The 13,274-nt window shown below is 67.5% G+C and carries 12 protein-coding genes; 9 read left to right on the top strand and 3 right to left on the bottom strand.

All coding sequences use genetic code 11. The features are described 5' to 3' along the window. Positions 1–217 precede the first annotated feature (217 nt). Complete coding sequence (locus L879_RS0118500; RefSeq protein ID WP_035460172.1) at positions 218–1,594, top strand: pyridoxal-phosphate dependent enzyme; 1,377 nt, start codon at positions 218–220, stop codon at positions 1,592–1,594. Beyond that, positions 1,591–2,751 (top strand): cystathionine gamma-synthase, encoded by a 1,161-nt coding sequence (locus tag L879_RS0118495; protein ID WP_027317390.1) that lies wholly within the window; start codon positions 1,591–1,593, stop codon positions 2,749–2,751. Before L879_RS0118500 ends, L879_RS0118495 begins: the two co-directional genes overlap by 4 nt. 14 nt (positions 2,752–2,765) lie before the next feature. Here L879_RS0118495 and hutC read toward each other — a convergent pair whose 3' ends face one another. Together hutC and L879_RS0118485 are read right to left on the bottom strand one after the other, a co-directional pair. Beyond that, the gene (gene hutC, locus L879_RS0118490) at positions 2,766–3,470 is read right to left on the bottom strand and encodes a histidine utilization transcriptional repressor HutC (RefSeq protein ID WP_027317389.1); all 705 of its coding nucleotides are present in this window, start codon (positions 3,468–3,470) and stop codon (positions 2,766–2,768) included. A gap of 18 nt (positions 3,471–3,488) precedes the next feature. Further along, entirely contained in the window at positions 3,489–4,847 is a 1,359-nt protein-coding gene (locus L879_RS0118485; protein ID WP_027317388.1) for a formimidoylglutamate deiminase, read from the bottom strand. Positions 4,848–5,010: 163 nt separating this feature from the next. On the opposite strand from L879_RS0118485, the gene hutI reads away from it, so the two are divergent. The 6 genes from hutI (at position 5,011) to L879_RS24525 (ending at position 12,373) form a co-directional block, all read left to right on the top strand. Beyond that, a complete protein-coding gene (gene hutI / locus L879_RS0118480; RefSeq protein WP_027317387.1) occupies positions 5,011–6,213 on the top strand; it encodes an imidazolonepropionase in 1,203 nt (400 codons plus the stop codon). Beyond that, positions 6,210–7,760 (top strand): histidine ammonia-lyase, encoded by a 1,551-nt coding sequence (gene hutH, locus L879_RS0118475; RefSeq protein ID WP_027317386.1) that lies wholly within the window; start codon positions 6,210–6,212, stop codon positions 7,758–7,760. Before hutI ends, hutH begins: the two co-directional genes overlap by 4 nt. Then, the gene (gene hutG, locus L879_RS0118470; protein WP_027317385.1) at positions 7,757–8,590 is read left to right on the top strand and encodes an N-formylglutamate deformylase; all 834 of its coding nucleotides are present in this window, start codon (positions 7,757–7,759) and stop codon (positions 8,588–8,590) included. The genes hutH and hutG overlap by 4 nt, the downstream gene beginning before the upstream one ends. A gap of 16 nt (positions 8,591–8,606) precedes the next feature. Next, positions 8,607–10,271 carry a urocanate hydratase gene (hutU, locus tag L879_RS0118465; protein WP_027317384.1) on the top strand — a complete coding sequence of 555 codons (1,665 nt, stop codon included), beginning with the start codon at positions 8,607–8,609 and terminating at the stop codon, positions 10,269–10,271. Then, positions 10,271–10,882, top strand: a complete 612-nt coding sequence (locus L879_RS22305; protein WP_051435435.1) for a HutD/Ves family protein — start codon at positions 10,271–10,273, stop codon at positions 10,880–10,882. The genes hutU and L879_RS22305 overlap by 1 nt, the downstream gene beginning before the upstream one ends. Positions 10,883–11,164: 282 nt before the next feature. Beyond that, on the top strand, positions 11,165–12,373 hold the full coding sequence (locus L879_RS24525; RefSeq protein ID WP_051435434.1) for a collagen-like domain-containing protein: 1,209 nt from the start codon (positions 11,165–11,167) through the stop codon (positions 12,371–12,373). Positions 12,374–12,427: 54 nt separating this feature from the next. Here the strand turns inward: L879_RS24525 and L879_RS0118445 are convergent, their stop codons facing one another. Further along, positions 12,428–12,847, bottom strand: a complete 420-nt coding sequence (locus L879_RS0118445) for a hypothetical protein (RefSeq protein WP_027317383.1) — start codon at positions 12,845–12,847, stop codon at positions 12,428–12,430. Between the two features lie 125 nt (positions 12,848–12,972). On the opposite strand from L879_RS0118445, the gene L879_RS0118440 reads away from it, so the two are divergent. After that, positions 12,973–13,251, top strand: coding sequence for a DUF7696 family protein (locus tag L879_RS0118440; protein WP_027317382.1), 279 nt, complete (start codon positions 12,973–12,975; stop codon positions 13,249–13,251). Positions 13,252–13,274: the final 23 nt, after the last annotated feature.

Below are 13,274 nucleotides of genomic sequence, written 5' to 3'. Positions count from 1 at the left end.
AACATCGCCGCGATTGCCTCGACCGGGGAGCGTGCCCTGGAGAGGCAGGGCGTCAAGGCCCCGTCGCCGCCTGCGCCTCCCCTGGGACCAAAACCGGCCGTTTCCCGTTGAGAGGTGAGAACGGCAGGTGACAATTCACATTTCAGACTGTAATGACGCTCCTGTTTCACATTTAGAATGAAACAAATAATATATTTCACATTTGAAAGACGCTAATATGGCTGCGCACGGCGCTCTGGATCTGATCGGTAGGACACCCCTTGTCGAGGTGACGCGTCTCGATACCGGTCCGTGCCGTCTCTTCCTCAAGCTGGAGAGCTCCAATCCCAGCGGCTCCATCAAGGACCGCCCGGCCCGCGCCATGATCGAGGCGGCGGAGGCCGACGGCCGCCTGAAGCCCGGCGGCACCATCGTCGAGGCGACGGCGGGCAATACCGGGGTCGGCCTGGCGCTCGTAGGTGCGAGCAAGGGTTACCGCACGCTGCTCGTGGTGCCGGACAAGATGTCCCGGGAGAAGGTGCTGCACGCCAAGGCCCTGGGCGCGGAAGTGGTCATCACGCGCTCCGATGTGGGCAAGGGCCACGCGGATTACTACCAGGACCTCGCCCAGGAGATCACCCGCAGAACGCCCGGCGCGGTCTATATCAACCAGTTCGAGAATCCGGCCAATCCGGCCGCCCACGAGGCAAGCACCGGACCTGAGATCCTGGACGGGATGGAGGGCGACGTGGATGCGGTGGCGGTGGGCGTCGGTTCGGGCGGAACGCTCACCGGCATCGGGCGCTTCCTGAAGCGGGCCTCGCCGAAGACCGCCATGGTGCTCGCCGATCCGGCGGGCTCCATCCTCGCGCCGCTGGTCGAAACCGGGAAGATGACCGAGGCCGGTTCCTGGGCCGTCGAGGGCATCGGAGAGGATTTCGTGCCGCCGAACTGCGACCTCTCCCTGGTGAGGAAGGCCTATGCCATTTCCGACAAGGAGAGCTTCGCGACCGCGCGCGACCTGCTGCGCAAGGAAGGCATCCTGGCAGGCTCGTCCTCCGGCACGCTGCTCTCCGCGGCGCTCCGCTATTGCCGCGAGCAGACGGAGCCCAAGCGGGTCGTCACCCTCGTCTGCGATACGGGCGCCAAATATCTGTCGAAGGTGTTCAACGATGCCTTCATGGCGCAGGAGGGCTGGCTCGACCGCAGGACGACCGGCACGGCGCGCGACGTGGTCGTCAACCCCTTCGGCGAGGGCGCTACAGTCCATGTCGCGCCCGGCGAGACGTTGCGCTCGGCCTTCGCCCGCATGCGCTCTTCCGACATCTCGCAACTGCCCGTGATCGAGAACGGCCGCTTGGTCGGTCTGATCGACGAGAGCGACATTCTCGATGCGCTGGCGGCCCATGAGGGCGCGCCCCAGAGCGTCTTCGGCAAGCCGGTGCGGGACGTCATGGTCACGCGCCTGCAGACCGTTGCAGCCGATGCTCCGGTGAAGAAGCTCCTGCCCCTCTTCGCCGCCGGTCTCGTGCCGGTGATCATGGACGGCGATGCCTTCGTGGGGCTCGCCACCCGCATCGACCTCATCAACTTCTACCGGATCCAGGCATCATGACCGCCCGCAACCAGCTCGATTTCGCCACCCGCTGCATCCATGCAGGCCAGTCGCCGGATCCCACCACGGGCGCGGTGATGATGCCGATCTACGCCACCTCCACCTTTGCGCAGGAGAGTCCCGGCGTGCACAAGGGCTTCGAATACGCCCGCTCGCAGAACCCCACCCGCATGGCCTTCGAGCGCTGCATCGCGGATCTCGAAGGAGGAACCGCGGCCTTCGCCTTCTCGTCCGGCCTTGCCGCGAGCGCAACCGTGCTCGACATGCTGGAGCATGGCTCCCATATCGTCGCTTCCGACGATCTCTACGGCGGAACGCGCCGCCTCTTCGAGCGCGTGCGCAAGAAGTCGGCCGCGCTCGACATTTCCTATGTCGATCTCGGCAATAGCGAAGCGGTGAAGGCGGCCCTGCGTCCCAACACCAAGCTCGTCTGGGTCGAGACGCCCACCAACCCGCTTCTCAAGCTCGCGGATCTCGAAGCTATCGCAGCCGCTACGCGCGGCCATGGCGCCTGGCTGGTGGCCGACAACACCTTCGCGAGCCCTTACGTGCAGCGCCCGCTCGAATTCGGCTTCGACATCGTGCTGCATTCCACTACGAAATACCTCAACGGCCATTCCGACATGGTCGGCGGCGTTGTGGTCGTGGGCCAGAACCGGGAGATCCGCGAGCAGATGGCGTTCCTGCAGAATGCCGTCGGCTCCATCTCGGGGCCCTTCGACAGCTTCCTCGCCCTGCGCGGCCTGAAAACCCTGTCGCTGCGCATGGAGCGGCATTGCCAATCGGCCCTCAAGATCGCCGGTTTCCTCGAATCCCATCCGGGTGTGGACGGGGTGATCTATCCGGGCCTCGCCTCGCATCCGCAGCACGAACTCGCGAAGCGCCAGATGCGCGGCTTCGGCGGCATCATCACAGCCCGCATCAAGGGCGGCCTCGACGGCGCGACGCGTTTCCTGGAGCGCTGCCGGCTCTTCACCCTGGCCGAGAGCCTGGGTGGCGTGGAGAGCCTGATCGAGCATCCGGCGATCATGACCCACGCCTCCGTGCCGCCGGAGGTGCGAGCCGAACTCGGCATCGACGACGGACTCGTGCGCCTGTCGGTCGGCATCGAGGACGCGGACGACCTGATCCAGGACCTTCGCTCCGCGCTGTCGTAAGGATCAAGCTCCCGTCACGCGACGGGCGAAAACCGCCCCACGAGCTGATGCCGGTCGCCGGGATAGGTGATGCGCGCCTCGGTCACGAAGGCGCCCGCCTGCCAGGTTCGCCGCTCCAGCACCAGGCAGGCCGCGCCCGTCTGAATCTGAAGCCTCCTCGCCAGCGTGCCGTCGGCGTTCACGGCGCGCACGATATGCTCCGCATCGGTCCACGGCACGCGCCGCAGAAGCCACGTGCCGGGCGGGTCGTCCTTGAAGGGCTCCGTGTCCGCCTCGGGCACGGTCGCGAGGTTGATGAGGCGCTGTTCGAAAGCCTGCGGCACGTCGTCCATCACGTGAAGGGTGGAGAGGCTGAGCATCTTCGTCCCCACCCGCATTCCCGTCCGTTGCGCGGCGGCCGCATCGATGGGCTCGATGGAGCGGCGCAGGATCTTGAAGCGGTATTCGGTGCCGGCGCGGGCCGCCTCGCGGGCGAAGTCCTGGATCTGCAGCACGGCCTGCTGGTTGCTCGGCTGCGCCACCACCGACCCCGCCCGGCGGCGGCGCGTGATGAGGCCGTTGGCGGCCAAGGTTGAGAGCACCTTGTTCACGGTCATGCGCGAGCAGCCGTATTCCGCCATGAGTTCGTGCTCGAAGGGGATGCGATGGCCCGGCGGCCACTCGCCGGACATGATCCTGGCCTCGATGTCGTCGCGGATGCGCTGGTGCAGGTGCTTCATGCCGGCTTCTATCTTCCCTCAGGCCAGGATGCGGGCCATGGCGCGCGCATACCGCTCCTGGATCGCATCGCGACTCACGTGCCGGCCGCTCCTTACCACGGGCTTGCCGGCGACGAACACCGTATCGATGGCGGCCTTGCCGGTGACGAACACGTAAGAATCGATCCAGCGGTCGCCCGATAGGGCGGCGAGATCCGGGTGGCGCGCGTCGAGCACCACGAGGTCGGCCCGATGCCCGGGAGCGAGCGCTCCGATCCGCCGGCCGAGCGCCTGGGCTCCACCGCTCGAAGCCTTCTCGTAAAGGCTGCGCCCCGTCGACTGGCCCTCGTGCGCGGCCAGGACGTTGCGGGCGCGGTGCTTGAGCCGCTGGCTGTACTCGAACTGCCTGAGTTCTCCCGGAGCCGTGATCTCGATGTTGGAATCCGATCCGACGCCGAAGCGGCCCTGGGCTGAGAGGTAATCGACCCCTTCAAAAATGCCGTCGCCGAGATTGGCCTCGGTGATCGGGCACAGGCCCGCCACAGCGCCGCTCGCGGCGATGCCCTTCGTCTCCTTCGCGTCCAGATGCGTCGCATGGATCAGGCACCATCGCCTGTCGACGGGCGTATGATCGAGGAGCCACGCCACCGGGCGCTGGCCCGACCAAGCGAGGCAATCCTCCACTTCCTTCACCTGCTCGGCGATGTGGATATGGACCGGCCCATCGCCCGCCAGCGCGACCGCCTCACGAAGGCTTTCGGGCGTGACGGCGCGAAGGCTGTGCGGCGCGATTCCGATGACGGCATCGTCGAGAGCGGCAACGGCCCTGCGCGCGCCTTCGACGAGGCGCGCATAGCTCTCGGGATCGGTGACGAAGCGCCGCTGCCCCTCGACCGGCGCCGCGCCGCCGAAGCCGCCCTGCGCATAGAAGACGGGAAGAAGCGTCAGGCCAATGCCGGTTTCCTGCGCAGCGGCAGCGATGCGCCCGGACAATTCCGCAATATCCGCATAGGGACGGCCCTGCGCGTCGTGATGGAGGTAGTGAAACTCGGCGAGCGCCGTGAAGCCGCCCTCCAGCATCTCCATCATGGCGAAGGCGGCAATGGCCTCCACATCCTCCGGCGTCAGGGAGCCGAGGAAGCGGTACATCACCTGCCGCCATGTCCAGAAACTGTCGCCTTCCGGGCCGCGCGTTTCGGCAAGGCCCGCCATGCCGCGCTGGAAGGTGTGGCTGTGCAGGTTCGGCAGTCCGGGCAGCGCGATCCCGGCGACGCGCTCGCGCCCCTCGGCGGATGCATTCGGGAGGACGGCGGCAATCGTCCCGCCCTCGATGTCGAGGCCCACATTGCGGGCCCAGCCGCCGGGAAGGAGCGCGTGTTCGAGAATGAGCCTGCGCATCGCTGACACCTCTGCTGTGAAACGGCCGGAGTCTCGGAGACGGTGGCAGCCGCCGAAAAGCCACGCCGCTCCCCGACCATCGGACCCGGTCGAATAAGTCTAGACAATAGCGATCTTCCGCGATTATGTATAGACATTATCGCGGATGCACCGGAGCAGGAACATGCGCTTCGATCGGGTCTGGCTCAATGCTCGCCTCGCCACGCTTGCCGATGGCGGCCTCGGCCTCGTGGAGGACGGAGCCGTCGCAGCCAAGGACGGCCGCATCGCCTTCGCCGGTCAGGCCGGGGACCTCCCCTCCGGCTGGGACACGGCCGAGCGGATCGATTGCGAAGGACGCTGGATCACCCCCGGCCTGATCGATTGCCACACGCATCTTATCCATGGCGGCGACCGGGCGCATGAGTTCGAGCTGCGCCTGAAGGGCGCGAGCTACGAAGAGATCGCCCGCGCGGGCGGCGGCATCGTCTCCACCGTGAAGGCGACCCGCGAGGCGAGCGAGAACGAGCTTGTGGCGAGCGCCCTGCCCCGCCTCGACCATCTCATCCGCGAAGGCTGCACGACTGTCGAAATCAAGTCGGGCTACGGCCTCGACCTGGAGACGGAGGCCAGATCCTTGCGCGCCGCGCGCCGCCTGGGCGAGGAGCGTCCCATCTCCGTCATCACCACATTCCTCGGCGCTCACGCCCTGCCGCCGGAGGCAAACGGCGACAAGGACGCCTACATCGAGAAGGTTTGCAGCGAAATGCTGCCGGCGCTCGCCCGCGAGGGGCTGGCCGATGCGGTCGATGCCTTCTGCGAGGGCATCGCGTTCTCGGCCGAACAGACCGCGCGCGTGTTCGCCGCCGCGAAGTCGCATGGCCTGGGCGTCAAGCTCCATGCCGACCAGCTTTCCAACCTGCACGGCGCGAAGCTCGCCGCCGATCACGGCGCTCTCTCCGCCGATCATCTCGAATATACCGATGAGGAAGGCGCTGCCGCCATGGCGAAGGCGGGCACGGTGGCCGTGCTTCTGCCTGGCGCGTTCTACACGCTGCGCGAGACGCAATTGCCGCCCATCGCCGCTTTCCGGAAGCATGGCACGCCGATGGCGCTCGCGACCGATTGCAACCCGGGCACCTCTCCGCTGACCTCGCTGCTCCTGACCATGAACATGAGCGCGACCCTGTTCCGTCTCACCGTCGAGGAATGCCTCGCGGGCGTGACGCGCGAGGCCGCGCGCGCGCTCGGCAGGCTCGATGAGATCGGCACGCTGGAACCCGGCAAGTCCTGCGATCTCGCCATCTGGAACATCGAGCGCCCGGCGGAGCTCGTCTACCGCATCGGCTTCAACCCGCTTCACTCCCGCGTCTGGAGGGGACAGTGACACAACCCGTCAAGCTTCACCCCGGCTCCGTTGCCCTGGCCGACTGGCGCCGCGTCTATTTCGGCGCGGATATCGTTCTCGACCCGGATTGCCGCCCTGCCGTCGAGGCCGGCGCGAAGACCGTCGAGGCCATCGTCGCCAAGGGCGAGCCGGTCTACGGCATCAATACCGGTTTCGGAAAACTCGCCAGCGTGCGCATCGGCGCGGCCGATCTCGCGACCCTCCAGCGCAACATCGTGCTCTCGCACGCGGCGGGCGTCGGCGAGCCGCTGCCGGTTGCGGTGGTGCGGCTCGTCATGGCCCTCAAGCTCGCGAGCCTCGCTCAAGGAGCATCAGGTGTGCGCTGGTCCACCATTGCGCATCTGACGGCCTGCCTCGGGGCCGGTCTCGTTCCCGTCATTCCCGGCCAGGGCTCGGTCGGCGCTTCGGGGGATCTCGCTCCCCTCTCCCACATGACGGCGGCGCTCATGGGCGTCGGCGAGTTCTTCGTCGACGGAACGCGGGTTCCTGCCGAAGCGGCCCTTGCACGGGCACGCCTCACGCCGCTCACCCTCGGCCCCAAGGAGGGCCTGGCGCTTCTCAACGGCACGCAGGTTTCCACCGCGCTGGCCCTAGCCGGCCTGTTCGAGGCCGAGCGCGTATTCCAGGCGGCCCTCGTGACGGGCGCGCTCGCGACCGATGCCGCGAAAGGCTCTGACGGCCCGTTCGACGAGCGCATTCAGAGGCTCAGGCGTCATCGCGGACAGATCGAGGTCGCCGCCTCTCTGCGCGCCCTGATGCAGGGCAGCGCCATCCGCGCCTCGCATCTGACCAACGACGACCGCGTGCAGGATCCCTATTGCCTGCGCTGCCAGCCGCAGGTGATGGGCGCGGTGCTCGACCTGCTGCGCCAGGCGGCCGAAACCCTCGGCACCGAGGCGAACGGCGTCTCCGACAATCCGCTCGTCTTTTCGCAGACCGGGGAAGTCATCTCCGGCGGCAACTTCCATGCGGAACCCGTGGCCTTCGCCGCCGACATGATCGCCATGGCCCTGTGCGAGATCGGCTCGCTCGCCGAGCGGCGCATCGCCATGCTGGTCGATCCCTCCCTCTCGGGCCTTCCCGCCTTCCTCACGCCGAAGCCCGGCCTGAATTCCGGCTTCATGATCCCGCAGGTGACGGCGGCGGCGCTGGTGTCCGAGAACAAGCAGCGCGCCTATCCGGCGAGCGTGGATTCGATCCCGACCTCCGCCAACCAGGAAGACCACGTGTCCATGGCGACCCATGGCGCGCGGCGTCTCCTGCCCATGGCGGCGAATGCGGCCAACGTGATCGGCATCGAGCTTCTCGCCGCCGTTCAGGGCTGCGATTTTCACGCCCCCATGAAATCGAGCGAACGGTTGGAGCGCGCCCGTGCTCTGCTGCGCGGGAAGGTTCCGCATCTTGCCGACGACCGGCACATGGCGCCCGACATGGCGCAGGCGGCCGCGCTCGTCACCTCCGGCGCGCTCGCGGATGCGGCGGGCGGCGACGTGCTGCCGCGCGTGACCGAAGGAGGCCTGCCATGAGCGGCGCAAAGCCGGACTGGCTCACAATCATCCGTGGCGATGCGCCCCTCGTAGTGAGCCTGCCCCATACGGGCACACAGATCCCGGCGGAATACGAGCGCGACCTCGTCTCGCCCTGGCTCGCGCGCAAGGATGCGGATTGGTGGATCGAGCGGCTCTACGATTTCGCCCCCGCTCTCGGCGCGACGTTGATCCGCACTGCGATCTCGCGCACGGTGATCGACGTGAACCGCGACCCTTCGGGCGTGTCGCTCTATCCGGGGCAGGCGACGACGGAGCTTTGCCCTACCACTACTTTCGACGGCGAGGCGCTCTACGCGCCGGGATCGGAGCCGGATGCGGAAGAAATCGCCGCGCGGCGCGCCCGCTTCTTCGATCCCTATCACACGGCGCTTCGCGCCGAGATCGACCGGCTGCGGTCAAAGCATGCCCATGTGGTGGTCTATGACTGCCACTCGATCCGCTCGGTCATTCCGCGCCTGTTCGAGGGCACCCTGCCCCATTTCAACATCGGCACCAATGGCGGCGTCACCTGCGCACCGTCGTTGAGCGACGCCATCGAGACGATCTGCGCCGGAAGCGGCTTCAGTCACGTGGTCAACGGGCGCTTCAAGGGCGGCTTCATCACCCGCAGTCTCGGGCGTCCCGATGCGGGCGTCCATGCCGTCCAGATGGAGCTCGCCTGCCGCGGCTACATGAGGGAGCCGCTCGGTCCCGTGGCGAAGGACGCGTGGCCGGAGGCCTACGACGAGGATTATGCGGCACCGATGCGCGCGGCGCTCTCCCTCGTTCTCCAGACCTGTCTCACCTTCGCGCAATCCAAAGCCTGACCCGAGGATCCGACCCATGACCCGCATCGACAACGCCCGCGTGATCCGCGCTTCCCACGGCACCGAACTGTCGGCCAAGAGCTGGCTCACGGAAGCGCCCCTTCGCATGTTGATGAACAACCTCGATCCCGATGTGGCCGAGAGGCCGGGCGAGCTCGTCGTCTATGGCGGCATCGGCCGCGCCGCGCGCGACTGGGAGAGCTTCGACCGCATCGTGGCGGCGCTGAAAGACCTGGAGGCGGACGAGACCCTCCTCGTGCAGTCGGGCAAACCCGTCGGCGTATTCCGCACGCACCCGGACGCGCCGCGCGTCCTGATCGCCAATTCCAACCTCGTGCCGCATTGGGCCACCTGGGACAAGTTCCACGAGCTCGACCGCAAGGGACTCATGATGTACGGCCAGATGACGGCCGGTTCCTGGATCTATATCGGCACGCAGGGAATCGTGCAGGGCACCTACGAGACTTTCGTGGAGGTGGGCCGCCAGCACTATAACGGCGATCTCTCGGGCCGCTGGATTCTCACCGGCGGCCTCGGCGGCATGGGCGGCGCGCAGCCGCTCGCCGCCACCATGGCGGGCGCGTCCTGCCTCGCGGTCGAGTGCCAGCCGAGCCGCATCGAGATGCGCCTGCGCACGGGCTATCTCGACCGGCGCGCCGACACGCTGGACGAGGCGCTGGCGATCATCGAGCAATCCTGCCGCGACAAGAAGCCGGTCTCCGTCGGCCTCCTCGGCAACGCCGCCGAGATCTTCCCCGAAATCTACCGTCGCGGCATCCGCCCCGATGCGGTGACGGACCAGACCTCCGCGCACGATCCCATCAACGGCTACCTGCCGAAGGGCTGGACTCTCGCCGAATGGGAAGCCAAGCGCGAGACCGATCCGAAGGCCGTGGAGCATGCCGCCAGGCACTCGATGGCGGAGCACGTGCGCGCCATGCTCGACTTCTACAAGGCGGGCGTGCCCACCCTCGATTACGGCAACAACATCCGCCAGATGGCGAAGGAGGAAGGCGTCGACAACGCCTTCGACTTCCCGGGCTTCGTGCCGGCCTATATACGCCCGCTCTTCTGCCGCGGCATCGGACCGTTCCGCTGGGCCGCGCTCTCGGGCGAGCCGGAGGACATCTTCAGGACCGACGCCAAGGTGAAGGAGCTGCTGCCCGACAACAAGCACCTGCACAACTGGCTCGACATGGCGAAGGAGCGCATCAAGTTCCAGGGTCTTCCCGCGCGCATCTGCTGGGTGGGCCTCGGCGACCGCCACCGCCTCGGCCTCGCCTTCAACGAGATGGTGGCGAAGGGCGAGCTGAAGGCCCCCATCGTGATCGGCCGCGACCACCTCGATTCCGGCTCGGTCGCAAGCCCGAACCGCGAGACGGAAGCGATGAAGGACGGCTCGGATGCGGTCTCCGACTGGCCGCTCCTCAACGCGCTCCTCAACTGCGCCTCCGGCGCGACCTGGGTGTCGCTGCATCACGGCGGCGGCGTCGGCATGGGCTTCTCGCAGCATTCGGGCATGGTGATCGTGTGCGACGGCACGCCGGAAGCGGCCAGGCGTATCGAGCGGGTGCTGTGGAACGATCCCGCGACCGGCGTGATGCGCCATGCGGATGCGGGCTACGACATCGCCATCGACTGCGCCCGCGAGCACGGCCTCAACCTGCCGAGCCTGCGCTGATGCAGGCCCGCGTCATCAGGAACGCGGACCTCGTCCGCGTTCCGTGGAAAAACGGCGGCGGCACGACCGCCGAGATCGCCGCCTTTCCGGAAGGCTCAGGATTCGACACCTTCGGCTGGCGCATCAGCATGGCGGATGTCGCCTCCGACGGTCCCTTCTCGCTCTTTCCGGGCATCGACCGCACGCTCATCGTGATCGAGGGAGAAGGCATCGAGCTCGACGTGGAGGGCATCGCCTATCCGCTCGACAGAACCTCTCCCAAGCTCTCGTTCTCCGGCGACGACATCACCACCGGGCGGCTTCTCTCGGGCCCGATCCGCGACCTCAACGTGATGACGCGGCGCGGGCAGTTCCGGCACCGGACGCGGTTCGTGGAATCGGGCGTGGCGCTGCTGGCGGAGGAGACGAGCACCGCCTTTCTCGTCGCTCTCGACGGCCCCTTCGACGTGACACTCGGCGCAGCGATCCATTCGCTCCAGGCGCTCGACACCCTGAAGCTGGAGGCGCCGCAGGATCTCATCCTGCTGTCCGGAACCGGGCGGGCGATCCTGGTCGAGATCGCGCCGGAGCACCCTGAAAGTCTGCCCCATGAATCTCCAACCTCATCCTGAAGAAGTCACGCAGTGACCGTCTCGAAGGAGGCTTCCGCGGTTTCCTGAGGCGCCCTCGACAACCATATCCGCGGCCCGATGCAGGAGACGCCGGAATTCTCGCGCCTCAAGGCGCAGCTGACGGAAGAAATCCGTGCCGAGGCCATGCAGACGGAGGGCGCGCACTGACGCCCGCTGCGGGCCGCTCCGCGTGCGATGTCGCCTCGGCGATATCCTTCCGGGTGAATTGACCCACCGCCCCCGTTCAGGCGACGCTTCGCGTCTCTGAGCGGGGAAGGCACGATGTACGAGCGCCTGTTGGAGCATTCCTCGGCGAAGTGGATCCGGTTCGCCGTCCACAAATGCGGCATGGCAAAGACGAGAGCCGATTTCACATCGGTGCAATCGGCTTTGGCCGGATTCGCACTGATCGCCTGCTGCAATCCCGCCATGGCGGATATCATCGTCGACCAGGCGATGATTGCGGGCGGCGAGCTGCGCGTCGTCGGGCGCTTGAGCAAGCCGCGCCAGACATCGGTCACTCTCGACGAGCGCTTCGAAACCAAGGCGGAGGCGAGCGGGCGGTTCACGTTCCGCCTCGCCTATCATCCCGCGGGCTGCATCGTGAACCTCCAGGCCGACGATGAACAGCGTCAAGTGGTCATCGGCTTCTGCGGACAGAGAGGCCCTGCCGGATCGACCGTAGCGACCCAGGCTCCGGCGGGCCCCGCCGGTCCCCCAGGTCCTCGTGGCGAACCGGGGCGCGATGGAGCGCCGGGCCCCCAGGGTCCTGCCGGACCGGAGGGACCGCAGGGCATCGCCGGACCGTCAGGACCGCAGGGGGAGCCCGGCCCCGAAGGGCCGCAGGGCCCTCCCGGTCCCATCGGCGTGCAAGGCCTTCCTGGACCTCCAGGCAGCATGGAGAACGGCATCGCGGCCGCAGGACAGCCGGGTCCCGCCGGTCCTGCGGGCCCGACCGGACCTGAAGGACCGGCAGGCCCTCCCGGCCCGCAGGGACCCCAGGGGTTGGCGGGCCACCAGGGACCGCAGGGGCCTCAGGGCGCTCCGGGGCCGAGGGGCGAGCCCGGACCGGCCGGTCCCGCAGGACCTCCGGGAACGTCAGGGGCCATGGGCCCGCCAGGACCGGCGGGACCTCCCGGCCCGCAGGGCATCGCCGGCGAGATCGGCCCTATCGGACCTCCGGGACCCATGGGCCCCATCGGCCCGGCCGGGCTGACGGGACCCGCCGGTCCGCCCGGCACCATGGGACCGGAGGGAAAGGCGGGGCCGGAAGGAAAGCCGGGTCCCGCAGGGACGATCCTGAGGGTTTTCGTTCAGGAATGCCCGTCCCAGGCCCGGTGCATGGCGCGCTGCGGCGAGGACGAGTATCCCGTCAACGGCACCTGCAACCGGGGAGACCGTTTCGACATGGATGAAACGGGCGTCTACTGCTTTTCCACGAGCGAGAGCCCGACAGGCATGACGGCGCGCGCGATCTGCGCCAAGAGGTGAGCCGAAGCGAAGGGCTTCCAGTGCGCCGTCAAGAATACGGTTCGGCCGGCAGGCCTATCGGATTGTCCGTCCGCCTCGGCGCACGGGCATCGGAACCTCGTCCATCGGGCCGGGGGCGAAGCTGGTGTTGAGCGGGTGCGGGTTCCAGGTGCCGCCGGAGGACGACACCACTTCCACCGCCCCGAACCAGCGCTGGCGGAAGCGCGTCGCAGTTCTCAGGTCGGCGAAGCCCACGAGCCCCCATTCCTCCATGAGATGATAGAAGTCCCAGGCGCTTCCCTGCCCCTCGAGCCAGCTGAGGACGTCCCGGCTCAGGCCCCGGCCGCTTTCGTCCCAGACCCGCCAGTCGTTGACCATGAAAACATACGGCCAGAGCTTCGAATAGGCATCGACGCCATGGCAAGCGGACGAGGCCATTTCCTCGTCGCGCCACGTCTGCGCAATGACATTCTTCAGCTCGTCCAGGTTCGTCACCGACGCATCTCTCGTTGGACCGGACCCATCGGACGCGAGGCGTCCTACCACTATCGGGACATGGTGTACCCCTTCCGGGCCGAACGAGAAACCCTCTTTTCATCATCGCACGGCATAAGCGGCGCATGACCGATGAAGCGCCCTACTCACGAAACACCACGGCTCTCTCCGAGCTGACCGGCACATCCATCAGCACCTGGTCGGAGGAGTGGCGTGTCGAATGCGAGGTCAGAGCGATCCTCGCCATGTCCAAGGCGGGTCGAGATGCCTTCTTCAACGGCAGGAAGGACGAGAACGGCAAATCCATCGACCGTGGAGCCGTGGCCATCCGGGGCGTGAAGGCCGCCGAGACCCTCAAGGCGCTCATGGAGAAGCTCCAGGACGCCCGCAGCCGAAAAGCATGAGGCACCCGCCGGGATGCGCCGCC

It is taken from the genome of Microvirga flocculans ATCC BAA-817 (assembly GCF_000518665.1).
Lineage (GTDB): Bacteria > Pseudomonadota > Alphaproteobacteria > Rhizobiales > Beijerinckiaceae > Microvirga > Microvirga flocculans.
The sequence above is the reverse complement of the archived record's forward strand: the minus strand, read 5'-3'. Positions and strand labels throughout refer to the sequence as shown.

Coding starts and splice junctions, on each gene's coding strand:
- hutU (WP_027317384.1), top strand. CDS start 8,607: ATGACCCGCATCGACAACGCCCGCGTGATCCGCGCTTCCCACGGCACC.
- L879_RS0118485 (WP_027317388.1), bottom strand. CDS start 4,847: ATGCGCAGGCTCATTCTCGAACACGCGCTCCTTCCCGGCGGCTGGGCC.
- L879_RS0118500 (WP_035460172.1), top strand. CDS start 218: ATGGCTGCGCACGGCGCTCTGGATCTGATCGGTAGGACACCCCTTGTC.
- hutI (WP_027317387.1), top strand. CDS start 5,011: ATGCGCTTCGATCGGGTCTGGCTCAATGCTCGCCTCGCCACGCTTGCC.
- hutC (WP_027317389.1), bottom strand. CDS start 3,470: ATGAAGCACCTGCACCAGCGCATCCGCGACGACATCGAGGCCAGGATC.
- L879_RS0118495 (WP_027317390.1), top strand. CDS start 1,591: ATGACCGCCCGCAACCAGCTCGATTTCGCCACCCGCTGCATCCATGCA.
- hutG (WP_027317385.1), top strand. CDS start 7,757: ATGAGCGGCGCAAAGCCGGACTGGCTCACAATCATCCGTGGCGATGCG.
- L879_RS22305 (WP_051435435.1), top strand. CDS start 10,271: ATGCAGGCCCGCGTCATCAGGAACGCGGACCTCGTCCGCGTTCCGTGG.
- L879_RS0118440 (WP_027317382.1), top strand. CDS start 12,973: ATGACCGATGAAGCGCCCTACTCACGAAACACCACGGCTCTCTCCGAG.
- L879_RS24525 (WP_051435434.1), top strand. CDS start 11,165: ATGTACGAGCGCCTGTTGGAGCATTCCTCGGCGAAGTGGATCCGGTTC.